The organism is Variovorax sp. LjRoot290 (assembly GCF_964253985.1).
Taxonomy (GTDB): Bacteria; Pseudomonadota; Gammaproteobacteria; order Burkholderiales; family Burkholderiaceae_C; genus Variovorax.
This window is the reverse complement of record NZ_CAXURW020000001.1, coordinates 5,630,137-5,654,555: the sequence shown is the minus strand read 5'-3', so window position 1 is coordinate 5,654,555 and position 24,419 is coordinate 5,630,137. Positions and strand designations below refer to the sequence as shown.

The window sequence follows — 24,419 nt, the reverse complement described above, 5'->3', positions numbered from 1 at the left end:
GGATTTGTGCCGTCCTGAGCGGCGCATACTGGCGGCAGACCCGAGCCGGCTCCTCCCCGGGGAGCCCCGGGCGGCAGACAGGAGACACGCTTTGCAGCGAACCAACATTGCCAACCCGGCCTATTTCCACAAGGTCGTCGATTGCCAGTACGCCTGTCCGGCGCACACCCCCGTCCCCGAATACATCCGCATGATCGCGCAGCGCCGCTACGGCGACGCCTACATGATCAACTGGGTCTCCAACGTCTTCCCCGGCATCCTGGGGCGCACCTGCGACCGGCCCTGCGAGCCGGCCTGCCGGCGTGGGCGGGTGGAGGAGAGCAACGCCAGCAAGCCCGAGCCGGTGGCGATCTGCCGGCTCAAGCGCGTGGCGGCCGACATGAAGGACGACGTGCGTTCGCGCATGCCGGCGGTGGCGCCCAGGAACGGCAAGCGCATCGCCTGCGTGGGCGCCGGGCCGGCCTCGCTCACCGTCGCGCGCGACCTGGCGCCGCTGGGCTATGAAGTGACGGTGTTCGACAGCGACGCCAAGGCCGGCGGTTTCATGCGCACGCAGATCCCGCACTTTCGCCTGCCCGAGTCGGTGATCGACGAGGAGACGGGCTACATCCTGGACCTGGGCGTGGAGTTCCGCGGCGGCGAGCCCATCGACTCGATGAAGGCCCTGCTGGCGCAGGGGTGGGACGCCATCTTCGTCGGCTGCGGCGCGCCGCGCGGGCGCAACCTCGAACTTCCCGGGCGCCAGGAGGCGGCGGCCGGCATCCACATCGGCATCGACTGGCTGAACTCCGTCTCCTTCGGCCACGTGACAAGCATCGGCCAGCGCGTGATCGTGCTGGGCGGCGGCAACACGGCGATGGATTGCTGCCGCTCGGCCCGCCGCCTGGGCGGCACCGACGTGAAGGTCATCGTGCGCAGCGGCTTCGAGGAGATGAAGGCCTCGCCCTGGGAAAAGGAGGACGCCCAGCACGAAGGCATTCCCATCATCAACTTCCATGTACCGAAGGCCTTCGTCCACGACAACGGCAAGCTGCTGGGCATGCGCTTCGAGATCGTCCGCGCGGAGTACGACGACAAGGGCCGTCGCACGCTGGTGCCCAGCGGCGAGCCGGATGCCTTCTTCGAATGCGACGAGGTGCTGGTGGCGGTGGGGCAGGAAAACGCCTTCCCCTGGATCGAGCGCGACTGCGGCATCGACTTCGACAACCATGGACTGCCCACGTTGGACAAGAACACCTTCCAGTCCACGGTGCCCCAGGTGTTCTTCGGCGGCGATGCGGCCTTCGGCCCCAAGAACATCATCTGGGCCGTGGCCCATGGGCACGAGGCCGCGGTGTCGATCGACCGGCTGCTGCATGGCCAGCCGGTCACTGTCCGCCCGCCGCCCATGACCAACCTGGTGTCGCAGAAGATGGGCATCCACGAGTGGAGCTACGACAACGACACCTCGAACGACCTGCGCTACAAGGTTCCCTGGGCCAAGGCCGAGAAGGCGCTGGCCAGCATCCGGGTGGAGGTGGAACTGGGCTTCGACGCCGCCACCGCCTTCAAGGAGGCCGAGCGCTGCCTGAACTGCGACGTGCAGACCGTGTTCACCGAGGCCGCCTGCATCGAATGCGATGCCTGCGTGGACATCTGTCCGATGGACTGCATCAGCTTCACCGCCAACGGCGAGGAGAGCGAACTGCGGGCCCGGCTGAAGGCGCCGGCGCTCAACCTGGCGCAGGATCTGTATGTCTCCGGCGGGCTCAAGACAGGCAGGGTGATGGTCAAGGACGAAGACGTCTGCCTGCACTGCGGCCTGTGCGCCGAGCGTTGCCCCACGGGGGCCTGGGACATGCAGAAGTTCCTGCTGAAGATGACGCCCGCAGGGCAGGAGGTGACGGCATGAGCGCCATTCCCGCAGCACGGCCGCCCGAAGGCGGGAAAGCCCCCTCGGGGGGCAGGGAAGCACACGAAGTGGCGAGCGTGGGGGCCATCTCACAAATCGAGGCGGTCAACGATTTCGTCATCAAGTTCGCCAACGTCAACGGCTCGGGTTCGGCCTCGGCCAACGAGCTGTTCGCCAAGGCCATCCTGCGCATGGGCGTGCCGGTGAGCCCGCGCAACATCTTCCCCAGCAACATCCAGGGCCTGCCGACCTGGTACGAGGTGCGCGTGACCGAGCGCGGCCACATGGGGCGGCGCGGCGGCACCGACATGATGGTGGCGATGAACCCGCAGACCTGGGACGCCGACGTGGCCGAGCTGGAGCCCGGCGGCTACCTGTTCTACGACAGCACGCGGCCGCTGCCGCCGTCGAAATTCCGCGACGACATCCGCGTGATCGGCATGCCGCTGACCGAGATCTGCAACGCCGTCTACCACGATCCGCGCCAGCGCCAGCTGTTCAAGAACATCGTCTACGTGGGCGCCCTGGCCATCCTGCTGGGCATCGAGCCGGAGGTGGTCGAGAAGCTGTTCGGCGAGCAGTACAAGGGCAAGGAAAAGCTACTGGCCTCCAATGTCCAGGCGCTGCACCTGGGCTGCGACTTCGCCAGGGAGCATCTGCGCGGCGAGCCCCTCGGGCTGCAGGTGCGGCGCGCCGACCGGGTGGGCAACCGGATCTTCGTGGACGGCAACAGCGCCGCGGCCCTGGGCTGCGTGTATGGCGGCGCCACGGTCGCGGCCTGGTATCCGATCACGCCCTCGTCGTCGGTGGCCGAGGCTTTCCAGAAGTACTGCACCAAATTCCGCGTCGATCCGGCCAACGGCCAGAACCGCTTCGCCATCGTGCAGGCGGAAGACGAGCTCGCCTCGATCGGCATGGTGGTCGGCGCCGGCTGGAACGGCGCACGGGCCTTCACGGCGACCTCGGGGCCGGGCATTTCCCTGATGGCCGAATTCATCGGCCTGGCCTACTTTGCCGAGATTCCGGTCACCCTCATCAACGTGCAGCGCGGCGGACCTTCCACCGGCATGCCCACGCGCACCCAGCAGGCCGACATCCTGTCCTGCGCCTACGCCTCGCACGGCGACACCAAGCACGTGCTGCTGTTCCCCGAGGATCCGCACGAGTGCTTCGAGCACGCGGCGGCGGCGCTGGACCTGGCCGACCGGCTGCAGACGCCGGTGTTCCTGATGACGGACCTGGACATCGGCATGAACCAGCGCCTGTGCGCGCCCTTTGCCTGGGACGACAGCCGGGCCTACGACCGCGGCAAGGTCATGAGCGCCGAAGAGCTGGAGGCAGGCCGGGACTTCGGCCGCTACAAGGACGTGGACGGCGACGGCATCCCCTGGCGCACGCTGCCGGGCACGCACCCGACCAAGGGCAGCTTCTTCACCCGCGGCACGACGCGCGACGCCTACGCGCGGTATTCCGAGCGCGGCCCCGACTACATCTACAACATGGAGCGGCTCTTGAAGAAGTTCGCGACCGCGGCCACCCTGGTGCCGCAGCCGATGCTGCGGCTGGCCGCCGAAAAGACGGACCTGGGCGTGATCTATTTCGGCTCGACCAGCCCGGCCATGCAGGAGGCGCTGGAGGAGCTGGCCGAACGCGGCGTCCACCTGGACGCGCTGCGGCTGCGCGCCTTTCCCTTCCCGGACAGCGTGGCGCAGTTCCTCGCGCGGCACCGCCAAGTGTTCGTGGTCGAGCAGAACCGCGACGGCCAGATGCGCAGCCTGCTGGTCAACGAGCTCGGCATCGATCCGGCCAGGCTGGTCCCCGTGCTGCATTTCGACGGCACACCCATCACGGCGCGTTTCGTGGTCCAGGCGATCAGCGCCCATCTCGCCAAGGAGCCCGCATGACCTACCTCGCCAAGCCCAAGCTGCGCCACCCGACGCTGGCCACCAACAAGGTCGGCTACACGCGGCGCGACTACGAGGGCAAGATCTCCACGCTGTGCGCCGGCTGCGGCCACGACTCGATCTCCGCCGCCATCATCGAGGCCTGCTGGGAGCTGGACATCGAGCCGCATCGCGTGGCCAAGCTCTCGGGCATCGGCTGCAGCTCCAAGACGCCGGACTATTTTCTGGGCGCCTCGCACGGCTTCAACACGGTGCACGGCCGCATGCCCAGCGTGCTGACCGGCGCCAACCTGGCCAACCGCGATCTGCTCTACCTGGGCGTTTCGGGCGACGGCGACTCGGCTTCCATCGGCCTGGGCCAGTTCGCCCACGCCATGCGGCGCGGCGTGCGCATGGCCTACATCGTGGAGAACAACGGGGTCTACGGCCTGACCAAGGGCCAGTTCTCGGCCACCGCCGACCAGGGCTCCAAGAGCAAGAAGGGCGTCGTCAACAGCGACAGCCCGGTGGATCTGGTGGCCATGGCGCTGCAGCTGGGCGCCAGCTACGTGGGGCGCGGGTTTTCGGGCAACAAGGCGCAGCTGGTGCCGCTGATCAAGGGTGCGATCAGCCACGGCGGGGCCGCGTTCATCGATGTGATCAGCCCCTGCGTCGCCTTCAACAACCACCCCGGCAGCACCAAGAGCTACGACTACGTGCGCGAACACAACGAGGCGGTGAGCCGCATCGACTTCATCCATGAGCGCCAGGAAATCACCGTGGACATGGCGCCGGGCGAAGTGATGGACGTGCGCCAGCACGACGGCACGCTGCTGCGGCTGCGCAGCCTGCATCCCGACTACAACCCCGGCGACCGCTACGCCGCCATGGCCTACATGCAGCGGCACCAGGAAATGGGCGAAGTGGTGACGGGCCTGCTCTACGTCGATCCGCTGGCCACCGATCTGCACACGGCGCTCAACACCAGCGAGCGGCCGCTCAACACGCTGGGGCCCGCCGAGCTGTGCCCCGGCGCCGGTGCGCTGGAGCGGCTCAACGCCACCTTGCGCTAAGCGAAGGTCCGTCGCAACATAGCGCGTTCCGCAGGAGGGTGCACCATGGATGAACGTACCGTTTTCCAGTCCATCTCGCGCAAGCATGTGACCTGCTTGGGCCCGCAGGCCAGCGTGCGCGAAGCTGCGGGCGTGATGACGCACGCCAACTGCGGCAGCGTGCTCATCATCGAGCCGCCGGAGACCCTGCTGGGTATCCTGACCGAGCGCGACCTGATGACACGGGTGCTGGCCCGGGGGCTCGATCCGGAGCGCACCACGGCGCGCGAGGTCATGACGCCCAACCCGATCTGCGTGCCGCCGGAAACGCTGGTGTCCGACGCCGTCGTGATGATGCTCGAGCGGGGTTTCCGCCACCTGCCGCTGGTGGCGGGGACGAAGATCCTCGGCGTGTTCTCGGTGCGCGATGCGCTGCCGCGGGAAATCGGCGCGGCGCTGAGCCAGGCCGAATTCAACGAGCAGGTGAACGACGTTCTGGGCTAGGAATGCGCTGGGTCGCCGCCGCCCTCCTGCTGTTGCTCGCCGCGCTGCAGGCCGAGGCCGGCACCACCAGCGCGTTCACGCTGAGCCCGCAAAGCTATTCGGGCTCGCGCGAGCGGCAATACAAGGTCTATGTGCCGGACGGCCTCACGGCCCCGGCGCCGATGGTGATGGCGCTGCACGGCTGCCAGCAGACGCATGACGACGTGCTGCGCGACTGGGGCCTGGTGGCGGCCGCGGACCGCTTCCGCTTCATCCTCGTCGCGCCCTTCATCACCAGCTACGACGGGCTGCGCAACACCAACTGCTGGGGTTTCTGGCTCGACCAGCACCGCCACCAGGGCCGCGGCGAGCCCGAAGACCTGCACCAGATCGCGCGGCAGGTCGAATCGCGCTTTGGCATCGACCCGAAGCGGCGCTACGTCACCGGGCTCTCATCGGGCGGCGCCATGGCGGTGGTGCTCTCGGTCACGCACAACGAGTACTTCGCGGCCGCGGCCAGTGCCTCGGGCCTGCCCTATGGCGAGGACGCGGCCTCGGTGTCCTTCTCGGGCTGCCCCGGCAGCGCCACTTTTCATGCCGTGAGCCAGGTGGTGGCCGACATGCAGCGCGAGCGCAATGCGAGCTACCCGATCCCATTGATGGTGTTGCAGAACAACCAGGACTGCACCGTGATCCAGCCCGCCGGCCGCAACATGCGCGATGCGCAGCTGCTGCTCAACGGCGACGCCTTGCACAACAGCCCGCCCGAAGCACAGGCGCGGGAGCGTGCCTGCACCCCGGTCAACGGCTCCGACTACAACTGCCAGCAGGTCTTCTACACCGTCGACGCCCAGCCGGGCAGCCGCTCGCTGGTCGAGACCGTGTTCTACAACGGTCCCACGGTCACGCCCGACCCCGGCGACACCGACCACGGCCACTACTGGATCGGCGGCCAGAACGGCCGCGACGGCCGATGGGCCTTGCAGCGCGGGCCGAGCTACCCCGACATCGTCTGGGACTTCTTCTCGCGCCATGCGGCCGATACCAGCGGGCCGCCACCCCCACCGCCTCCGCCCCCGAGCTGCAACACCGTGAGCGCTGCGCCGGGCGCCCACGTCTCGGCGGGCCGCGCGACAGCCGGCGGCCTCTTCAGCCTGCGTGCGATCTCGACCGGCGACATGCGCGACATCGGCTTCGCCTGGGATTTCTTCTTTACGCGCGTGGACCTGCACCAAGGGGCAGGCGGGCGCTGGTTCGTGCAGCCGCCGGCGGGTTGCTAAGACTCCAGCGGCTTCTCTTCGCGCCCGTCCGGATGCCGCGCAAAGCGCGCCGGATCGCGCCCGTGCACCGGCGCCATGTCGGGCCAGGGCCAGCCGCCGAACTGCGTGCGGCGGTAGTCGGCCATGGCTTGCGCGATCTCGGTCTGCGTGTTCATCACGAAGGGGCCGTACTGCGCCACCGGCTCGCCGATCGGGCGGCCCTGCAGCAGCAGGAACTCGCTCGGCTCGTCGCCGTTGATCAGCTCCACCCTGGCGTCGGCGTGCAGCTCGATGGCGGCGTGGTTCTCGATCTTCCGGCCCGCCACGCTGACCGAGCGGCCCTTGAAGAAATACAGGTTGCGCCGCGTGTCCTCGCCGTGCGCGGCAGGCAGCATCCAGCAGGCATGGGGTTCCATGCGGATCGTCCAGATCGCGATGTCCGCATCGGCCTCTGCGGCCCACGAATCGGGCGGCGGCGCCAGCGGCCCGCCGGCGCCCGGCTCGCCGTCCACCGGCGCGACACGGCCCGCGACGACCGCGACCTCGGTCGCATGGCCGTCGGCATCCATCGCGGTGAAGCGCGGGATGTCTTCGGCCCAGAACATCGTGAAATGCGGCTCGACCATCTTGTTGCGCGCCGGCAGGTTGAGCCAGATCTGGAACAGCTCCAGCGGGTTGGGCGCGGAAGCATCGAGCAGCGGGAACATCTCCGAATGCACGACGCCCTTGCCGGCCGTGAGCCACTGCACATCGCCGCCGCCGAAGCGCGCGGTCGCGCCGAGCGAATCGGAATGATCGATCAGCCCCTTGCGCACGATGGTCACCGTCTCGAAGCCGCGGTGCGGATGCCCCGGGAAGCCCGGCACGGGGTTGCCGTGGTACATGCTCCAGCCGTCCTTGCGGCTGAAGTCCTGGCCCAGGTCGCGCCCGGCCAGCGAGGCATCGGGCCCCATCTGCGCGTTGGCTTTGGGGTAGGCGTCGTCGTGGTAGGCGCAGAACAGGAAGGGGTCGATGGTCTCCCAGGGGAAGCCGAGGGCCTTGATCTGGACGATGGGGCTGGTGGTGACAGTGGCAGTGGCGGTGGCGGTCATGGCGTGCGTGCTTTCTTGCGGGGCGCTCATTCTGTTCGATGCGAGAGGAGCGATCCCTCACATGTGGGGGTGGCGCCCTGTTCCTGAAGTGCGGCCGGTGGAACGCAGTCGCACCATCTGCGGAACAACAGAAGGGGAAAATCCCGGCTGTTCGTTGGATGGACGCCACGCCGATCCGTTCACAATTCGCGCGGCGGAGCCATCGATCCCCACAAACAACAACGACGTGCATGAACACCGAACAGCAACTGCAGCACAGCTATTTCGAGATGCGCGAGCGGCCTGCAAAGGGGACCGCTGCCAGGCAGCATGCCGAAGTGCCGCTGCCGAGCCTGGCCGCCGCCCAGCGCAAGGCGCGCGGCCCCGTGATGGGATTTGCCGTCCCCTTCCTCGCCGTGATGGGCTACTACGCCCTTGGCATCTGCACCTTCGCGCTGATGGCTGCGTCCAGCGTGCCCGGCGGCGGCGAGGTGTCGCAGCTCGCCTGGTGTGCCACCGAGAGCACCAGCCCCATCGCCCTGGCCACCGCGCTGGCAGCCGGTCGCTGGTGGGTCTGACAACTGCCGGTTTGCGCCCGGCTCCAAACAGTCGCGCGACGACAACCTGACCCTTGCCGGCGCCAGCGAAGCGCGTCTGACGCCGGCTTTCGCCTGATCTCATAGCACCCAGGCCGGCGCCTTGGGCGGCGCTCGCGTGGCCGAGCGCCGGGTTTCATTTCCCGGCCCTTCTTGCCGCCCCTCCAGGGCGCGCGCCACACCCTCCGCAATGTGAAAAATCTCACGAATGCTCGTGGGATCAGCCCTGGTTGCTATCCAAACCATAGCATTTTCGACGCCAAGACACGGTTCTGTAACCGATTGTGTGAACTCCTTCCTTAGAAAATGAATACCTCGGTACTAAAGTCAAAAGTATTCAATTACCGCTTTGGCGGGGGATGGAGGAGACGATATGAACCGCGTTTTCAGGATCATTTGGAATGCCGCCAAGGGTCTTTGGGCTGTGGCATCGGAGCTGGCAACAGGCGTCGGCAAGTCGGCGGCGACCGGCACCCCGGTTCCCGATCTGCAACTCCAAGCGCCTGAGTTTGCGCGGGCCAAGGGGCTGCAGGCTTGTGTGGCGGTGGCGCTTCTCGCCTTCGCAGGTACCGCGTCGGCGGCGAACTGCGGCAACGACAAGGATGTCGGCAACGCCAAGTGCTCGACACCTGCGCCTGCGCCTGCGCCTGCACCTGCACCGGCACCTGCACCGGCACCTGCACCGGCACCTGCACCGGCACCGGCACCTGCACCGGCACCGGCACCGGCACCGGCACCGGCACCGGCACCGGCACCGGCACCGGCACCGGCACCTGCACCGGCACCGGCACCGGCACCTGCACCGGCACCGGCACCAGCGCCTGCACCGGCACCGGCACCAGCACCTGCACCTGCACCTGCACCAGCGCCTGCACCGGCACCAGCACCTGCACCTGCACCAGCGCCGGCACCGGCACCAGCGCCTGCACCGGCACCAGCGCCTGCACCGGCACCGGCACCGGCACCTGCACCCTCAGCTGAAGCCCCAGCGGCGGCCGCCGAGGGCGAGCCGGCGGCCCCAGCGGCCGCAGAGCCCGACAAGAAGGCCATCGCGCCTGCCCCTGTCGCACCCGTCTATCGGAACGAAATGCCGCTCTTCTCCGCCCTCCCGGCGCAACTTCGCCAAGCGGATATCGCCATGCTGGGCAACCTGAACCGCCGGGTCGGCGATTCGGGGCCCAACCGCGATGTCTGGGTGCATGCCGTCTACACCGACCTCGACATCCGCCAGCAAGGCAGCGTCGCCCCGCACAGCCGGGGCCAAGTGAGCGGCCTGCAGGCAGGCGCCGACCTCCTGACCGGCAACAACTGGCGCGCCGGCCTCTACGTCGGCTCGCTGGACGGGGACGTCGACGTGAACGGCAACGCGCGCGGCACCTTCGGCAGAGTCGGCAACACCGATCTCCAGTCGCGCTACCTCGGCGGCTATGCCACCTGGCGCGATGCGAGCGGCTGGTATGTCGATGCCGTGCTGCAAGCCGGCAGGCACCGCTACAGCGTGCGGCCCGACGGCGGTCTCACGGTGTCGGGCAAGGCGCGCAGCTTCTCGGCATCGATAGAAACCGGCAAGTCCTTCGCCCTGACCGAGAGCTGGAGCATCGAGCCGCAGGCACAGCTCATCCGCCAAAGAACACGTTTCGACGACGTGTCGATCGCCGGCGCGCAAGTCCATCAGGACACCAAAGCAGGCTGGATCGGCCGGCTGGGCGTGCGCATCAAGGGCGACATCCCCACCGGCGCGGGCCGGCTGCAGCCCTATGCGCGCTTCAGCGTCTACCGTGCCAGTTCAGGCACCGACGTGGCGACCTTCGTCGGCACCACCGGCAGCACCGTCATCTCCGGTGCGAGCGGCTACACCGCGACGGAAGTGGCGGCCGGCCTTTCGCTGGCGCTGACACCTGCGACCACCGTGTACGGCGAGGTCGGGCGCATCTCCAGCGCCGGCGGCGACGCCCGGGTGAAGTCGTCGGTTCAGGGCACCATCGGCCTGCGCGTGAGCTTTTAGAGCGAGGCTGTGGTCCAGCACGCGGAAGAGCTGCGCTGGCAGCCGGGCGCTGGTGGGTCTGACACGAAGCCAGGATGGCCGCCCGTTCTGACCACGGCGGCTTCCTACAGGTCGCGCAGGCGGGCGAGAGCTACTTTGCGATCAATGCAAAGGAGTCACGCCATGCCCATCGCCATCCCACCCCCCGACATCGACCCCACAGTGATGCCGCCCGTGAGCACGCAGCCGACGGAGGCAGAAACGATGGAGAACGGCATGGCCGCAGCGGATGAGGCCGCGAGCGCCGGGACGCCGCAGAGCCGCGAAAGCGTGGCGGCGGGATTGTCGAAACTCTGGATCGATCCGAATCCGAGAGCGCGCTAGCTCCCGGAGTGAAGCATTTCGCCGATGCGCCGAGGAGCGACGCGCTTCAGTGATGGTGCCCGTGCTCGCCATGCACATGGCGATGGGCAATCTCTTCCTCGGTCGCGGCGCGCACGCCGGTCACCGTCACGCTGAACTTGAGCGCCTTGCCTGCGAACGGATGGTTGCCGTCGAGGATCACTTGCGGGCCCTTGATCTTCATCACGGTGAAGACCTGCGGCTCGCCCTTGTCGTTGCGGCCTTCGAGCTGGCCGCCCACTTTGACGCCCGGCGGAAAGTCGGCTTTCGAGATGGTGCGCACCAGTGATTCGTCACGCACACCGAAGGCATCTTCGGGCTGCAGGTTCAGCGTGGTCTGGAAGCCGGCCTCCTTGTCCTCCAGCGCAGCCTCGACCTTGGGAAAGGTGTTGTCGTACCCGCCATGCAGATAGACCATGGGGTCGCTGCTCTCTTCGATGAGCTTGTTGGTGGCGGCGTCGGCTACCTTGTAGCGGAGGGTGACGACGGAGTCTTTCTGGATTTTCATGAGAAGGTTGTGCTGCGGGTTGAGTGCAAGGTGGGCAGATTTTCGTTCACCTTGATCGGGTGATGCTCGTTGGTGCCGGCAGTCGTGGTCACGGCGTCTGATCGCAGTTGCTGACTTGAGCCGTACATATTTGCTGCGCGCATGTGAGCCGTGCGTTCTGGAAGCCTGTCGAGGGGCATCGCGGCCTGCCCCTGAGGCCATTCTCCGCTCGGGCCGCTGACGGTTAGCCGCGCGCGAGATCGTTGGCGATAGCGCATAGACGCGATTCCCAGCCGCCCTGCGGACGAGAAAAATTCATTTCATCGCGCGTCGCTCCAAAGCGCGATGCCAACACCCGGTAGCGAAAGGAAAGCTGTCATGAACGCAACGGATGCTCTTCGCGCGCGTCCTGTCAGGACCTTGGCGGCCGTCGGTTTTGCGCTGGCCCTTTCGGCCGCGGCGGTGCTGGCCTTGCCGCGCGCGGAGCCGCCGCGGCACGCTCCCGTGGCCACGACGCATTTCGACGGACTTCGCGTCGCCGCGGCAAACGGCGATGCCGACGCCAGCCGGCGGCTGACTTCGGCGCTGCTGGACCAGTACCGCGACCGGCGGAACCCCGAAGCATTGATGGAAGCCATGCAATGGCTGGACCGCGACTGGGACACCTCCGAGTACTTCGCGTCGCGCCTGACCCATCGCGTGTTCGACGATGGGCTGTGCGAGCACCCCGTCGTGCGCTGGCATCCGTTCTGCCACGTGGGGGAATGAATGAGCGCCCGACCGGGCGCTCCAATTCCGCGCCAAGAAAGTAAAACTAAAGTTAAATTAATCGTTGCTTTCCACTGAAACCATATGTATCTTCCCGGTCGGCGCGGAGGGCCACATTCGGTCGCGCCCAAACCACAACGACACGAGGAACTACATGAGGCTTTTGATTTCGTTCGCCTGCGCGGCGACACTGGCGGCTGGGTTGGTCGGCTGCGGGGGAGGTGGCGGCGGAGGGGGCGGGAGCGGTTTCAGTGCGCCGGCGGCCTTGACGGCGACGGTATCGATCAACGGCAGCGCAGCGACAGCCGACGCCAACGGCCAGTTCGCCGTGAAGCCCGGCGACACCGTGGAGATCACACCGAGCCAGAGCGCCGACTGGACGACCAGCGCCTCCAGCGAAGCGGCGGTCAGCTTGCGCAATCCGAGCGTGTCGGGCAGCAAGTGGGCCGCGCAGATTCTCAATGGCACGGCCAGCGCCGTCAGCTACACGGTCTCGGCCAAGGCGAGCGCCAACCAGTCCCTGACCAAGGCCACCGTGCTGAACGTCTCGGCCGGTGATGCGCGCAACGGCACCTACCGCGTCTATGCGGCGAACGCGCTCCAGTACCAGTTGACGCTGGACTTCAACGCCAACGTCTACACCTTCGTTAACCAGGACGGCAGCGCGCCCGTGGCGGACACCTTCAACACGGACAGCTCCGAAGCCGGCACCTACTTCTTCAAGACCGGCCGGGTCACTTCGGTGGCCAACACGTCGCGCTTCCGCATGACGACGGATGCAGTGGTCGGCAACTTTCCGTTCGTCGATCCTTTCGGCACAGGCAGTACCTACGCGGTCAAGCCCTTCATCGGCGCGCGCAACCTGGTCACCGAGCAGGCGCAACTCGATGGCGTGTACAACCGCCTCGGCATCCAGCGGACAGCAGCCGCGGAAACTTCGCAGATCACGCAGACGGAGGTCTCGTCCGGCGGCACGGTCATGAAGCTTTGCTTCGACTCGACCATCTACAGCATCCCGAACTGCCCGCCGGCCTCGGTGGCGACCTACACGGTCAGCGCGACGGAGATTGCGGGCGTCTGGCACATCGTCAACAACGCCAATCCTGCCGAGAACGGCCGCTTCGCGATGGCCCGCATCGGCGACCAGAAGGTCTATCTGTCGGCGGGCGCGGCGCCCTCGACGCCCGGCATGCTCGTGTGGCGGCTTGGCGTGCAAGACACGCCGGTCTGGGCGGCGGCGACAGGCCACGGCGGATCGACCAAGGGAAGCTGGGCCAGCATCAACATGACGGCGACGGGCAACACCCGAATCGTGATCAACGCCGACGGAACGACGGCCGCGCACGCCAACACCTATGGCGGCATGGGCGCCTTCGGTCCTGCCGGCATGCGCCAGTTCCCGGATGGCACGGGTTCCAACTACTTCGCGACCTACAACACGAAGCTCTTCACGATCGTGGGAGCATCCAACGTGACCACTGGCGGATACCTGCAGCTGAACCTGCTCGACTAATCGGTTCTCCACTGGCGAAAGCCCCAGGTCCTTGCGGCCTGGGGCCTTTTTTGATGCCGGCGAGAAGCTCAGAACTCCTGCGACACCGGCCGCAGCACCACCTCGTTGATGTCCACGTTGGCCGGCTGCTCGACGGCATAGACCACCGCGCGCGCCACCGAATCCGCCGGAATCTGGTTCGCGTCGTAGAAGGCCTTCACGCCCGCCGCGCTCTCGGGGTCGCTGCTGCCGTGCTTGAGTTCCGACTCGACGGCACCGGGCGACACGATGGTCACGCGCACGCCGCTGTTGCCGACTTCGACGCGCAAGCCTTCGGAGATCGCCCGCACCGCATGCTTGGTCGCGCTGTACACCGTGCCGATGGGCGTGAACACCTTCAGCCCCGCGATCGAGGCGACGTTGACGATGTGACCGCTGCCCTGCGCCTTCATGCGCGGCAGCACGGCCGCGATGCCGTAGAGCACGCCCTTGATGTTGACGTCGATGGTGCGGTCCCATTCGTCGACCTTGAGCTTGTCCAGCGGCGACAGCGGCATCACGCCGGCGTTGTTGACCAGCACGTCGATGCGGCCGAAGGTTTCGACGGTCTTGGCGGCCAGCTTGTCGAGGTCGGCGTGCCTGGCGACGTCGGTCGCGACCGCGATGGCCTCGCCGCCGGCTTCGCGGATCTCGGCGACGACCTGCTCGAGCCGGTCGGTGCGGCGTGCCGCGAGCACGACCTTGGCGCCGCGTGCGGCCAGGTGGCGCGCCGTCGCTTCGCCGAGCCCGCTGCTCGCGCCGGTGACGATGGCGACCTTGCCTTGGATGTTGTCTTGAACGGATGTCATGGTGTTTTCCTTTAGTGGGTGGTTGAACAGACGCCCTCAGTGTGGAAAATCCTAGCGTTCCCGTAAATGAAACTCTGGCGAGTTCAGAATTCGCCAATCCGGAACACTCCATGTCCAACCGTCTCGAAGCCCTGCGCGTGTTCTGCACCGCCGCCGATGCCGCGAACTTCCGCGATGCCGCGATCCGGCTGTCGGTCTCGCCGCAGGTGGTGACGCGCGCGGTGCGCGAGCTCGAAGAAGAGCTGGGCGAGCCGCTGTTCCACCGCAGCACGCGCGGCGTGCAGCTCACCGACTTCGGCCGCCAGCTGGCCGAGCGCGCACGTGCAGCGGTCGGCGGCGTCGACCAGCTCTTTCATCGCATCGATCGCCGTGCGTTGTCGCAGCACGCGGGCACGGTGCGCGTGGCGGCGCCCAGCGTGCTCGGCCGCCGGCTGATTCCGCAGGCACTGGCGCCGATGCTGGCTGCGCATCCGGGCCTCACGCTGGACCTGCGGCTCTCGGAGCAGCTGGCCGACGTGGTGGGCCAGCAGATCGACGTCGGCGTGCGCGCCGGCCCCTTGCGCGACAGCCGCTTCGTCGCCAAGCCGGTCGGCAGGATGGCGCTGCGGGTGGTCGCGGCGCCTTCGCTCATCGCGCGCACGGGCGTGCCGCAAAGCATCGACGAACTCGCGCGCCTGCCGCTCACGGCGCTGATCGACCGCAGCTCCGGCCGCCCGTGGCCCTGGCCCTTCAGCAGGGGGCGGCAAATGACGGTGTCGGCGCCCGCCTTCTTTACCGACGACACCGACGCCGAATGCGCCGCCGTGCTGGCCGGCCTGGGCTTCGGCCAACTCGTCGCGCCGCTGGCCGAGCCGGGGCTGCAGTCGGGCGCGCTGGTGCCGGTGCTCGATGCGGAGGCGCCGGAGCCCTGGCCGGTCTACGTCTACCGCGTGCAGCGTTCGCCGGTGCCGGCGCGGGTGCGGCTGGTGTATGACGAACTGGTGCGGGTGCTGGGCGGCGTGTCGAAGCACTAGCAGCGACGGCGTGGGGCGTGAGCCGCCGCCTACTCCAAGTCGCAAGCTTGGCGCATGGCGCATCGGCGCGCGGAGAAAGACATTGCGTCCACGACAACAGTCGCCCGCCATGAAAGCCAAGCAGCTCTTCGACCTGTGCCGCAAGGCCGTCATGGCCTGGGTCGACGACTACGCGCCGAGCATGGGCGCGGCCATCTCCTACTACACGATCTTCTCGCTGGCGCCCTTGCTGGTGATCGTCATCGCGATCGCCGGCGCGCTCTTCGGGCGCGAGGCGGCGCAGGGCCAGATCGTGGCGCAGGTCTCGGGGCTGGTGGGGCGCGAGGGCGCCGTCGCGGTGGAGTCGCTGCTGCGCAGCGTCGACGAGCCCGGCAAGGGGCTGGTCGCCGGCCTGATCAGCATGGTCGTGCTGCTGATCGGCGCCACCACCGTCTTCGCCGAACTGCAGAGCGCGCTGGACCGCATGTGGCACGTGCCCGAAAGAGAAAAACCCTCGGGCGTGTGGGCCGTGCTGCGCGCGCGGCTGCTGTCCTTCGGCCTGATCCTGGGACTGGCCTTCCTGCTCATGGTGTCGCTGCTGGTGAGCGCGGCGCTGGCCGCCTTCGGCAGCTGGTTCGGCGGCCTGGTGCCGGGCTGGGAGCTGATGCTGCAGTCGCTCAACGTCCTGATTTCGCTGGGCATCGTCACCGTGCTGTTCGCGATGATCTTCAAGCTCATGCCCACGGCACGCATCGCGTGGCGCGACGTCTGGATCGGCGCCGGCGTCACGGCAGTGCTGTTCAAGCTCGGCAAGCTCGCGATCGGGCTCTATCTCGGCAAGAGCGGCGTCAACGAATCCTTCGCCGCGGCGGGCTCGCTGGTGGTGCTGGTGGCCTGGGTCTACTACGCGGCGCAGATCTTCCTGCTGGGCGCCGAGTTCACCAAGGTCTATGCCAACGAGCATGGTTCCGTCTCGGGCGTCAAGGCGGTGGCGGCCACCGAGGCGAGTGCGGCCGAGGACGCGGCCGGCACCGATCGTGTGGACGGCAGCGCGGCGGTGGCATCGGTCGAAACGCCGCCGCCGCCGCCCGACTATTCGGGGCTGGGCCGCACGGCCGCGGCGCAGGCGGAGATCGACTGGCGCGTGGCGCGCGCCATCGCCGTACTGATCCGCCAGCTGCTGCTGCTCGGCGCCGTGACGCTCGGCAACGTGCTGGCCTCGCGCTGGTACCGGCACCAGCGCCGCGCTAAACCGCGCCCACGCTCCCGGTGATAGGGAGCACGATGCCCGTGATGTAGCTCGCGCAGCACGGTGCCGCGAGGAACACGTAGGCCGGAGACATCTCTTCGGGCTGCGCGGGCCGCTTCATGTCGGTGTGCTTGCCGAAGTTCTGCACCTCCTCGGCCGGTCGATCGGAGGGGTTCAGCGGCGTCCACACAGGCCCCGGCGCGATCGCGTTGACGCGGATGCCGCGGTCCAGCAGGTTGCTCGCGAGCGACTTGGTGAAGGCATGGATCGCGCCCTTGGTGGTGGCGTAGTCCAGCAGCTGCGGGCTGCCCTCCAGCCCGGTGACGGAGCCGGAGTTGATGATCGAGCCGCCCTTGCGCAAATGCGGGACCGCGGCGCGCGCCATCTGGAAGTAGCCGTAGATGTTGGTCTTGAAGGTGAGGTCGAGGCGCTCGTCGGTGATGTCCTCGATGCTCGCCGCATGCAGCTGGAAGGCCGCGTTGTTGACGAGGATGTCGAGCTTGCCGAAGGCCTGCACGGTCTCTTCCACCGCGCGCTTGCAGAAGGCCGGGTCGCGCACGTCGCCGGGGATCAGCACGCAGTGCTTGCCCTCGGCCTCGACGCAGCGCTTGGTTTCCTCGGCATCGACCTGCTCTTCATCGAGGTAGACGATCGCGACCTCCGCGCCTTCGCGCGCATACAGCAGCGCCACCGCGCGGCCGATGCCCGAGTCGCCGCCGGTCACCAGCGCCACCATGCCGTCGAGCTTGCCGCTGCCGAGGTAGCCCGAGGCCTTGAAGCGCGGCTGCAGGTCCATCTCGGCTTCGAGCCCGGGCTTCCTGAGATGCTGCGCCGGCATCGGGTTCTCGGGCTCGGGGCGGTGGCCGGCCTGCACCGGCTTCTTGCTCTTGGGCTTGTCGGGCGCGGCGCGGTCCTTGGCGTCCTGTTCGCGCTGCACCTTGCGCTGTTGCACGGCGACATCGCCGGAATCGGAAGAAGAAGTCATGGCTGTGTGCTCCTGCGGATGAGGGGTTGCTGCAAACCACCGTAGACAGCAGCCGTCCCGCACCTTGTCGTCCAAGGCCGCGTCCACCGCGCAGACTCGACGAAGTCCCACAGCGCGGCGCGGCACCGGCCGATGAAGCTGCTGGGCTGGCTCGCCACGGCCGCGATGGCGCCCGCCTCGCTCGCGCTGCTGGTCGTTTCGGTCGACTGAGCGGAAGCGGCCTTTCTTCTTCAGTGCTTGAAGCGCCGGTGGTAGAGCGCGATGCGCTCCAGCGCGTAGTCCGCAGCGGCCTCGCGGATCTCGTTGCGGCGGCCGATGAAGCGCTGCGTCTCGGTGAAGATCTGCGTGCGCTTGCCTTCGCGGAAGGCCCACGCGAAGCACTGGGTTCCGGGCCTGATCGCCGGGTCGGCATCGTCGGCCACGCCGGTGTTGGCGATGGCCAGGTTCGCGTCGCTGTGCTTGAGCGCGCCGCGGGCCATCTCCAGCGCCACCGGTTCGCTCGTGAGGTTGTAGCGGTCGATGGTCCCGGCACTCACGCCCAGGTAGCGCTGCTTGGCCTTGGGGTCGTACACCACGAAGGCCGACTCCAGCACCTGGCCCGCACCCGGCACCTCGGCCAGGCGCGAGGCGATCAGGCCCGCGGTGCAGGACTCGGCCGTCACCAGCACCAGGCCGTGATCTCCGAGGTACTCCGCGGCGGCCTTGGCCGCTGCAGTGCCGTCACCGTTCGGCATGGCCGGCGCGCTCCGGCTCGCGTGCGCTTCCGGGTTGGGCCAGCTTGCGGTGCTGCTCGGCCAGCGTGTCGGACGGCGTCACATGGGCGAGCGCGGCCTGCATCTTGTTCTTCCAGCCCGCGATCACGTCGGCCTCGCCTTTCATCATGGCCTCGAAGCCAACCTTGGCCACCTCGGCCGGGTCGGCCTTGTCCTCCTGCTGGGCCAGCTTGGTGTCGAGCATGTGGGCGCGCGCGAAGAAGTGCGTGTCGGTCACGCCCGGCATCAGGCAGCTCACCGTGACGCCGGTGTCCTTGAGCTCGTTGCGCAGCGCGAAGGAGAAGGAGTCGATGAAGGCCTTGGTGGCGTTGTAGACGGCCTGGAAGCTGCCGGGCTGGAAGCCGGCGATCGAGCCGGTGATCAGGATGCGGCCCTGGCCGCGCTCCTTCATGTGGCGCGCCACGCGGTACAGCAGGTAGATGGTGCCGGTGATGTTGGTATGGATCACGTGCTGGACCGCGGCGAAGTCCTGGTCGAGAAAGGCGCCGCCGAGGCCGTGCCCCGCATTGGCGAAGAGCGCATCGATGTTGCGCTCCCCGGCGGCGAGCAACAGCTTGTCGACGCCCTCGCGCATTGCGAAGTCCGCCTGCACGCTGGTCACCTCGGCGCCCAGCATGCGCAGCTCGCCCGCGGCCTGCTCGAGCGGCTCGTCGGCACCGATCACGAGGTCGAAGCCGTTCTGCGCCGCCTGCTTGGCCAGATGGAGGCCGATGCCCGAAGAGGCGCCCGTCACGAGCGCGAGGGGGCGAAGGTCTGAGGATTCCATGGCGTATTCCTCGAGATGAAGTGAGCGATGTCCCGGAAGCTACGCAGCGCCTGGGCATGCGGATGTCGGACGGCATCGGGTTCGGGATGCCCGGAAACCCGACGCTTCGACCTACGCATGCGCGGGCGGTGCCCTCACGCGCGCGCCCGAGCCTGGACCGCATCCTCCGTCAGGGCCTCGCGCTTGACTTCTCGAGCGTTTCCCGAGGCCCGCGAGGAGCAATCGGATGATCAAGATCGGCATCGTGGACGACCACGCCATCGTGCGTACGGGGCTGCGCGACTTTTTTTCCCAGCACGTGGACCTGCGCGTGGTCGGCGAAGCCGCCAGCGGGCGCGAGGCGATCGAGCTGGTGCGCACCACGGAGATCGACGTGCTCGTCATGGATCTCTCGATGCCCGGACAGAGCGGCATCGATGCCATCGCGATGATCCGCGCCAAGGCGCCGGGGGTCGGCATCCTCGTCCTGAGCGGCTATCCCGAGGAGCACTACGCGATGAACCTGATCCGCCAGGGCGCGAGCGGCTATCTCAACAAGGAATGCGAGCCGATGGAGATCGTGAACGCGATTCGCCTCGTCTCGCTGGGCCGCCGCTACATCACGCCCGGCGTGGCCGAACTGCTGGCGCGCCAGCTCGATCGCAAGAACGACGCCGCGTCGCACGAGCAGCTGTCGGAACGCGAGTTCCAGGTCTTCCTCAAGCTGGCCAAGGGCGAGACCGCGGGCAACATCGCGAATCACTTGTCGCTGTCGGTGAAGACCGTGAGCACCTATCGCACGCGCATGATGGAGAAGATGAATCTCTCCTCCAACAGCGACCTGACGTACTACGCGCTGAAGAACCGGTTGATCGACTGAGCACCCGGCGATCAGTGCGTCGGCAGCCGCGGATGCTCGAAGAAGAAGCGCAGCATCTCGGCGCTGGCGTCGGGGCCCCGGCCATCCGTATAGGAACCCTTGGCGCTGCCCCCCGACCACGCGTGAGCGCCGCCATGGACCACCCAGTGTTCGGCCACCACGCGCCCGTCGGCCGAGCGGTGCGAATGCCGGGTTGCGCCGCGACCGCCGGTGCTCTGCACATGTTCGACGTCGACGGAGGTCGTTTTCCCCACGCTGGCGGCCATGACCTGAGCGGCGTTGTTCGCGTGGACGGTGGCGTCTGCATCGCCGTGGAAGACGATGGTCGGCACGCCGCTGGCCACATCGCCCTGGATCGCGCCGCCGGCCTTCATCGCCATCAAAGCAGCCGGCAGGTCGGATGCGACACCCGCTGCCAAGCCGGAGTGGACCCCGACTGCCGCGAACAGGTCGGGATACGCTTCACCCAGGATCGCAGCCATCGCGCCGCCCGCCGACAGCCCGGCGACGTAGACACGCTGGGGGTCGATCGCGTGACGCGCCATCACATCGCGTGTCATGCCCGCCAAGAGCGCGGGCTCGCCGCGGCCGCGTTTCTGATGGCTGTGCTTGAACCAGTTCCAGCAACCCTGTGGATTCGCCTGGCGCGACTGCGCCGGATACAGCACGAAGAAGCCCTGCGCCAGCGCAGCCTCGTTCATCGCCGTGCCCGCGGCGAAATCATCGGGATCCTGGGTGCAGCCATGAAGCATCACGACCAATGGCAGCGCGCGTTCGCCGGCCTGCGGCGGGACGAAGAGCTTGTAGTCGCGGCGGCCGGCTGCGTCGGCAAAGCTGCCGGCGATAAAACTGCCCGAAGCGGGTACATCGACGTACGCGGCCGGCGCCTCCAGATCGACGCCCACCGGCTGGCGCTCAGGCACTCGCCGGGCCTCGACGTCGATCACGTCCGGCATTTCGCTCGTCGTCGGCTGCGCGAGTCCCATGCGGCCCAGCGCGGCCTGGATCGCAGCGGTTGCCGCGTGAAGGTCGCCCGCCCGGGTCAGCCGGCTCGCTTCCGCCATCAGATGCTTGAAGTCAGGGTTCATCTTGGTCTTTCAGAGGGGTTGGGGTTCAGCCGATGCGTCCGGCGAGCGCAGCCTTCACGGCCGGACTCGCGTGCAGGGCTCCCAGCACGGTGATGGACTCGATGGTGGCCAGCGCCAGCGCAGGGGTGACGTCGAGAGCGATCGCAGCCAGTCCCAGCACGCGGATTTGCAAGGTCTCACCGGCCGCTTGAACGGCTTGCAGGTCGGCAGCGGAGTAGTGCTGGATACCAAGCACCAGGGCTTTGCGCGAGACGACCTGGCGCACCACGTCGATCTGCGTGGCCAGTTGGTTTCGGATCGCGGTGCGGATCAGGTCGGTGCGGTTGGCATAGAAGCCTTCCTGCACCAGCAGGTCGATCTGCCCGAGATCGACGCAGCCCACGTTGATCGTGATCTTTTCGTCGACGGGCTTTGCGGCGGAGGCCAGGGTGGCGCTTTTTCGTGGCATGGCGCCATCCTAGCACCATCCAAGTGGATGGTTTTTATCTTCCCTTCCAAGGCCACTGTATATTCATCCAGATCACGGCATGCGCACCGAACCCGCTTCTTCCACTGCCACAGCGCCGACCCTTGCGGTCTCGGTGAAATCGCTGTGCGCCTTCGCCGCGAAGGCGGGCGATCTCGATCTGCGCTTCGTGCCCGCGCCGACCGCGCAGGAAGGCATTGCCGGGCATCGCCTGGTGCAGGGCCGGCGCGATGCCGACTACGAGAGCGAGGTGGCGCTCGCCTCGCGCTTCGGCCGGCTGCAGGTGCGCGGGCGCGCCGACGGCTACGACGCCGGGCGCTGCAGGCTGGAAGAGATCAAGACCTTTCGCGGCGAGTTCGCGGTCATCCGCTCGAACCATCGCGCGCTGCACTGGGCGCAGGCCAGGGTTTACGGGTGGATGCTGTGCGAAGAGCGTTCGCTGCCCGACATCGAGGTCGCGCTGGTGTACCTCGAACTCGCGACCGGCGAGGAGTTTGCGCTGGCCGAGAGCTGGACGCGCGAGGCGCTTTGCGAGGACTTCGAGGCGCTGTGCGGGCGCTACCTCGCATGGGCCGAGCAGGAGGCCGGCCATCGCGCGGAGCTCGACGAAGCGCTCGCCGGGCTGGCCTTTCCGCACGCCGGCTTCCGGCACGGTCAGCGCGAGCTGGCGCAAGCCGTCTACCGCTCGGCCGCCTCGCGGCGCTGCCTGCTGGCGCAGGCGCCCACCGGCATCGGCAAGACGGTGGCCACCCTGTTCCCGCTGCTCAAGGCGCGCCCTTCGGAGCACATCGACAAGATCTTCTTCCTCACGGCCAAGACCTCGGGCCGGGCGCTCGCGCTCGACAGCCTGCGCCTGCTCGCGGGCGAACGCGTGCCGCTGCGCGTGCTCGAACTCGCGGCGCGCGAGAAGGTCTGCGAGTACCCGGGCCGCGCCTGCCACGGCGAGGCCTGCCCGCTCGCGCGCGGCTTCTACGACCGCCTGCCCGCGGCGCGCGCCGAAGCCGCGCAAGCGGGTTGGCTGGACCGCGAGGCCACGCGCCGCATCGCGCTGTCGCACCAGGTCTGTCCCTACTTCCTGGCCCAGGAAATGACTCGCTGGAGCGACGTGATCGTGGGCGACTACAACTACTACTTCGACAGCAGCGCCTTCCTCTACGCGTTGACGAAAGAGGAAGAGTGGCGCGTGGCGCTCCTGGTCGACGAGGCGCACAACCTGCTGGGCCGCGCGCGCGGCATGTACAGCGCAGAGCTGGAAACCGGGGCCTTGGCGGAGGCGCGGCGCCATGCACCGGCCGGCCTCAAGCCGGTGCTGGGCAAGCTGCAGCGCGAGTGGACGCTGCAGCAGCGCGACCAGGCCGTCGCCTACCAGGCGCAGGAGGCCATTGCCGAGCGCTTCGAGCGCGCCTTGCAGGAGGCGGTCTCGGCCATGGCCGAGCACTTCGCCGCCCGCCCCGACGAAGCGGAAGGTCCGCTGCAGCGCTTCTTCTTCGATGCGCTGCACTTCCTGCGCCTGACCGATTCCTTCGGCACGCATTCGGTCTTCGAATCCACTCTCGGCGAAGGCGGCGCCGCGGCGCTCGCCATCCGCAACCTGGTGCCGGCGCCCTTCCTCGAACAGCGCTTCGCCGATTGCGCGTCGGCTGCCTGCTTCTCGGGCACGCTCGCGCCTTTTTCCTTCTACCGCGACACGCTGGGCCTGCCGCAGGACACGGCCACGCTGGACGTCGACTCGCCCTTTCGCAGCGAACAATTGACGGTGCGCGTGGCCATGCACGTCTCGACGCGCTTTCGCGACCGCGGCCGCTCGCTCGCGGCGCTCATCGACATCATCGGAGGCCAGTTCACCGAGCGCCCGGGCAACTACCTGGCCTTCTTCAGCAGCTTCGACTACCTGGACAGCGCCTTGCAGGCCTTCGCGGCGCGGCACCCCGGCGTGCCCGTGTGGGCACAGTCGCGCGGTATGCGGGAGCCCGAGCGCGAGGCCTTCCTCGCGCGCTTCGCGCCCGGCGGCCAGGGCATCGGCTTCGCGGTGCTCGGCGGCGCTTTCGGCGAGGGCATCGATCTGCCGGGCGATCGGCTGGTCGGTGCCTTCGTCGCCAGCCTGGGCATGCCGCAGCACAACGAGGCCAACGAGATCATGCGCGAGCGCATGCAGGCGCTGTTCGGCGACGGCTACGAGTACACCTATGTCTATCCGGGGCTGCAGAAGGTGGTGCAGGCCGCCGGACGCGTGATTCGAAGCGAAGAGGACGCGGGCGTGCTGTACCTGCTCGACGACCGCTTCGCGCAGCAGGAGATCCGCGCGCTGCTGCCGGGCTGGTGGCATGTGCAGCCCTTGTTCGGGCGCGTCGAGCCCGGTGAGCCATCGCCTACGCAGAGGCGGTAAGCCGGCCTGCGCTACCGGTGATTCGTGAAGCGCAGCCTTGCCGTATTCCAGGTCTTACGAAAGGAATCGTCATGCCAAGAGGTGACAAGTCGTCCTATTCGGACAAGCAGAAACGCAAGGCCGAGCACATCGAGGAAGGCTACGAGAAACGCGGCGTCGCAAAGGGTGAAGCCGAGCGGCGCGCATGGGCCACCGTGAACGCGGAGACCGGCAGCGGCAAGAAGAGCGGCTCGGGCCGCGGCAAGGCCGAGAACCATGCGCCCTCGCGCAAGGGCGGCCACATCGGCGGTTCGGCTTCCGCCAGCCGGAGCGCCGCGGAGCGCTCGGCCTCGGCGAAGAAGGCCGCCGCCACGCGCAAGCGCAACGCCGCACGCGCCTGAGCGCGACGCTCAGGGTTCCGGCTGCGGCAGGCCGCCCTTGCCGAGTTCGGCCAGCTGCAGCTCGATGGCGAACAGGCGCTCGTTGAGGATCGCGGTCTGAAGCCGCAGGGCCTCGATGATGGCGCGCGTCTGGGGGTCGGGCGCGTTGTTCGACAGCTCCTGCAGCTCGTGCAGTTTTCTGCGCAGCTCGTTGCTCATGGCGGGCCTTCATCGGATCGGTGATGCGCCATCCTAGGCCGGGACGCGCGCCGGGCCAAGCT

The 24,419-nt window shown here is 68.0% G+C and carries 24 protein-coding genes and 2 pseudogenes; 17 read left to right on the top strand and 9 right to left on the bottom strand.

What is annotated here, in order from left to right; translation table 11 throughout:
- The first annotated feature begins 91 nt into the window (after positions 1–91).
- The 5 genes from ACSQ9A_RS27895 (at position 92) to ACSQ9A_RS27875 (ending at position 6,589) form a co-directional block, all read left to right on the top strand.
- Complete coding sequence (locus tag ACSQ9A_RS27895) at positions 92–1,891, top strand: FAD-dependent oxidoreductase (protein WP_093107330.1); 1,800 nt, start codon at positions 92–94, stop codon at positions 1,889–1,891.
- Between the two features lie 86 nt (positions 1,892–1,977).
- Entirely contained in the window at positions 1,978–3,795 is a 1,818-nt protein-coding gene (locus ACSQ9A_RS27890) for a 2-oxoacid:acceptor oxidoreductase subunit alpha (RefSeq protein ID WP_436306376.1), read from the top strand.
- Complete coding sequence (locus ACSQ9A_RS27885) at positions 3,792–4,847, top strand: 2-oxoacid:ferredoxin oxidoreductase subunit beta (RefSeq protein ID WP_436294239.1); 1,056 nt, start codon at positions 3,792–3,794, stop codon at positions 4,845–4,847. Before ACSQ9A_RS27890 ends, ACSQ9A_RS27885 begins: the two co-directional genes overlap by 4 nt.
- Before the next feature lie 45 nt (positions 4,848–4,892).
- Positions 4,893–5,330 carry a CBS domain-containing protein gene (locus tag ACSQ9A_RS27880; protein ID WP_093107334.1) on the top strand — a complete coding sequence of 146 codons (438 nt, stop codon included), beginning with the start codon at positions 4,893–4,895 and terminating at the stop codon, positions 5,328–5,330.
- Between the two features lie 2 nt (positions 5,331–5,332).
- Positions 5,333–6,589 (top strand): extracellular catalytic domain type 1 short-chain-length polyhydroxyalkanoate depolymerase, encoded by a 1,257-nt coding sequence (locus ACSQ9A_RS27875; protein ID WP_436306074.1) that lies wholly within the window; start codon positions 5,333–5,335, stop codon positions 6,587–6,589.
- Here ACSQ9A_RS27875 and ACSQ9A_RS27870 read toward each other — a convergent pair.
- The gene (locus ACSQ9A_RS27870; protein WP_436306073.1) at positions 6,586–7,659 is read right to left on the bottom strand and encodes a pirin family protein; all 1,074 of its coding nucleotides are present in this window, start codon (positions 7,657–7,659) and stop codon (positions 6,586–6,588) included. The genes ACSQ9A_RS27875 and ACSQ9A_RS27870 overlap by 4 nt on opposite strands.
- A gap of 230 nt (positions 7,660–7,889) precedes the next feature.
- Here ACSQ9A_RS27870 and ACSQ9A_RS27865 point away from each other — a divergent pair, with 230 nt between their 5' ends.
- The 5 genes and pseudogenes from ACSQ9A_RS27865 to ACSQ9A_RS27845 all read left to right on the top strand — a co-directional run bounded on the left by ACSQ9A_RS27865 (position 7,890) and on the right by ACSQ9A_RS27845 (position 10,602).
- On the top strand, positions 7,890–8,216 hold the full coding sequence (locus ACSQ9A_RS27865; protein ID WP_436306072.1) for a hypothetical protein: 327 nt from the start codon (positions 7,890–7,892) through the stop codon (positions 8,214–8,216).
- Between the two features lie 391 nt (positions 8,217–8,607).
- Positions 8,608–8,694, top strand: a pseudogene (locus ACSQ9A_RS27860) (ESPR domain-containing protein); the annotation flags it as partial.
- A gap of 158 nt (positions 8,695–8,852) precedes the next feature.
- On the top strand, positions 8,853–9,215 hold the full coding sequence (locus ACSQ9A_RS27855) for a hypothetical protein (RefSeq protein ID WP_436306385.1): 363 nt from the start codon (positions 8,853–8,855) through the stop codon (positions 9,213–9,215).
- Between the two features lie 43 nt (positions 9,216–9,258).
- Positions 9,259–10,239 (top strand): annotated as a pseudogene (locus tag ACSQ9A_RS27850) (autotransporter domain-containing protein); the annotation flags it as partial.
- 162 nt (positions 10,240–10,401) lie between these two features.
- On the top strand, positions 10,402–10,602 hold the full coding sequence (locus ACSQ9A_RS27845; protein WP_436306071.1) for a hypothetical protein: 201 nt from the start codon (positions 10,402–10,404) through the stop codon (positions 10,600–10,602).
- A 46-nt stretch (positions 10,603–10,648) separates the two neighbouring features.
- Here the strand turns inward: ACSQ9A_RS27845 and ACSQ9A_RS27840 are convergent, their stop codons facing one another.
- Entirely contained in the window at positions 10,649–11,128 is a 480-nt protein-coding gene (locus ACSQ9A_RS27840) for an FKBP-type peptidyl-prolyl cis-trans isomerase (RefSeq protein WP_436306070.1), read from the bottom strand.
- A gap of 357 nt (positions 11,129–11,485) precedes the next feature.
- Here ACSQ9A_RS27840 and ACSQ9A_RS27835 point away from each other — a divergent pair, with 357 nt between their 5' ends.
- Together ACSQ9A_RS27835 and ACSQ9A_RS27830 are read left to right on the top strand one after the other, a co-directional pair.
- Positions 11,486–11,875 carry a hypothetical protein gene (locus ACSQ9A_RS27835; RefSeq protein ID WP_436306069.1) on the top strand — a complete coding sequence of 130 codons (390 nt, stop codon included), beginning with the start codon at positions 11,486–11,488 and terminating at the stop codon, positions 11,873–11,875.
- Positions 11,876–12,140: 265 nt separating this feature from the next.
- Positions 12,141–13,388: a hypothetical protein gene (locus ACSQ9A_RS27830; RefSeq protein WP_436306068.1), complete on the top strand. Its 1,248-nt coding sequence runs from the start codon at positions 12,141–12,143 to the stop codon at positions 13,386–13,388.
- A 68-nt stretch (positions 13,389–13,456) separates the two neighbouring features.
- Here the strand turns inward: ACSQ9A_RS27830 and ACSQ9A_RS27825 are convergent, their stop codons facing one another.
- Positions 13,457–14,215, bottom strand: a complete 759-nt coding sequence (locus ACSQ9A_RS27825; RefSeq protein ID WP_436306067.1) for an SDR family oxidoreductase — start codon at positions 14,213–14,215, stop codon at positions 13,457–13,459.
- Positions 14,216–14,325: 110 nt separating this feature from the next.
- Between ACSQ9A_RS27825 and ACSQ9A_RS27820 the strand changes: the two genes are divergently transcribed.
- Positions 14,326–15,228, top strand: coding sequence for a LysR family transcriptional regulator (locus ACSQ9A_RS27820; RefSeq protein WP_436306066.1), 903 nt, complete (start codon positions 14,326–14,328; stop codon positions 15,226–15,228).
- Positions 15,229–15,337: 109 nt separating this feature from the next.
- Complete coding sequence (locus ACSQ9A_RS27815; RefSeq protein WP_436306065.1) at positions 15,338–16,480, top strand: YihY/virulence factor BrkB family protein; 1,143 nt, start codon at positions 15,338–15,340, stop codon at positions 16,478–16,480.
- On the opposite strand, the gene ACSQ9A_RS27810 is transcribed toward ACSQ9A_RS27815, so the two are convergent.
- From ACSQ9A_RS27810 to ACSQ9A_RS27800, 3 genes are all read right to left on the bottom strand, one after another.
- Positions 16,455–17,441 carry an SDR family oxidoreductase gene (locus ACSQ9A_RS27810; protein WP_436294249.1) on the bottom strand — a complete coding sequence of 329 codons (987 nt, stop codon included), beginning with the start codon at positions 17,439–17,441 and terminating at the stop codon, positions 16,455–16,457. The genes ACSQ9A_RS27815 and ACSQ9A_RS27810 overlap by 26 nt on opposite strands.
- Positions 17,442–17,671: 230 nt before the next feature.
- Positions 17,672–18,175 (bottom strand): CinA family protein, encoded by a 504-nt coding sequence (locus ACSQ9A_RS27805; RefSeq protein ID WP_436306064.1) that lies wholly within the window; start codon positions 18,173–18,175, stop codon positions 17,672–17,674.
- Positions 18,162–18,980 (bottom strand): SDR family NAD(P)-dependent oxidoreductase, encoded by an 819-nt coding sequence (locus tag ACSQ9A_RS27800; RefSeq protein ID WP_093108517.1) that lies wholly within the window; start codon positions 18,978–18,980, stop codon positions 18,162–18,164. Before ACSQ9A_RS27800 ends, ACSQ9A_RS27805 begins: the two co-directional genes overlap by 14 nt.
- 226 nt (positions 18,981–19,206) lie before the next feature.
- On the opposite strand from ACSQ9A_RS27800, the gene ACSQ9A_RS27795 reads away from it, so the two are divergent.
- Positions 19,207–19,839 carry a response regulator gene (locus ACSQ9A_RS27795; protein WP_093108518.1) on the top strand — a complete coding sequence of 211 codons (633 nt, stop codon included), beginning with the start codon at positions 19,207–19,209 and terminating at the stop codon, positions 19,837–19,839.
- An 11-nt stretch (positions 19,840–19,850) separates the two neighbouring features.
- On the opposite strand, the gene ACSQ9A_RS27790 is transcribed toward ACSQ9A_RS27795, so the two are convergent.
- Positions 19,851–20,927, bottom strand: a complete 1,077-nt coding sequence (locus ACSQ9A_RS27790; RefSeq protein WP_436306063.1) for an extracellular catalytic domain type 1 short-chain-length polyhydroxyalkanoate depolymerase — start codon at positions 20,925–20,927, stop codon at positions 19,851–19,853.
- 25 nt (positions 20,928–20,952) lie between these two features.
- Entirely contained in the window at positions 20,953–21,375 is a 423-nt protein-coding gene (locus tag ACSQ9A_RS27785; RefSeq protein WP_093108520.1) for a CopG family transcriptional regulator, read from the bottom strand.
- A gap of 79 nt (positions 21,376–21,454) precedes the next feature.
- Between ACSQ9A_RS27785 and ACSQ9A_RS27780 the strand changes: the two genes are divergently transcribed.
- Both ACSQ9A_RS27780 and ACSQ9A_RS27775 read left to right on the top strand, forming a co-directional pair.
- Positions 21,455–23,779, top strand: a complete 2,325-nt coding sequence (locus tag ACSQ9A_RS27780) for an ATP-dependent DNA helicase (RefSeq protein ID WP_436306062.1) — start codon at positions 21,455–21,457, stop codon at positions 23,777–23,779.
- A 71-nt stretch (positions 23,780–23,850) separates the two neighbouring features.
- Positions 23,851–24,159, top strand: a complete 309-nt coding sequence (locus ACSQ9A_RS27775) for a plasmid stabilization protein (protein ID WP_436306061.1) — start codon at positions 23,851–23,853, stop codon at positions 24,157–24,159.
- 9 nt (positions 24,160–24,168) lie between these two features.
- Here the strand turns inward: ACSQ9A_RS27775 and ACSQ9A_RS27770 are convergent, their stop codons facing one another.
- A complete protein-coding gene (locus ACSQ9A_RS27770; RefSeq protein ID WP_436306060.1) occupies positions 24,169–24,357 on the bottom strand; it encodes a hypothetical protein in 189 nt (62 codons plus the stop codon).
- Between the last annotated feature and the right edge of the window lie 62 nt (positions 24,358–24,419).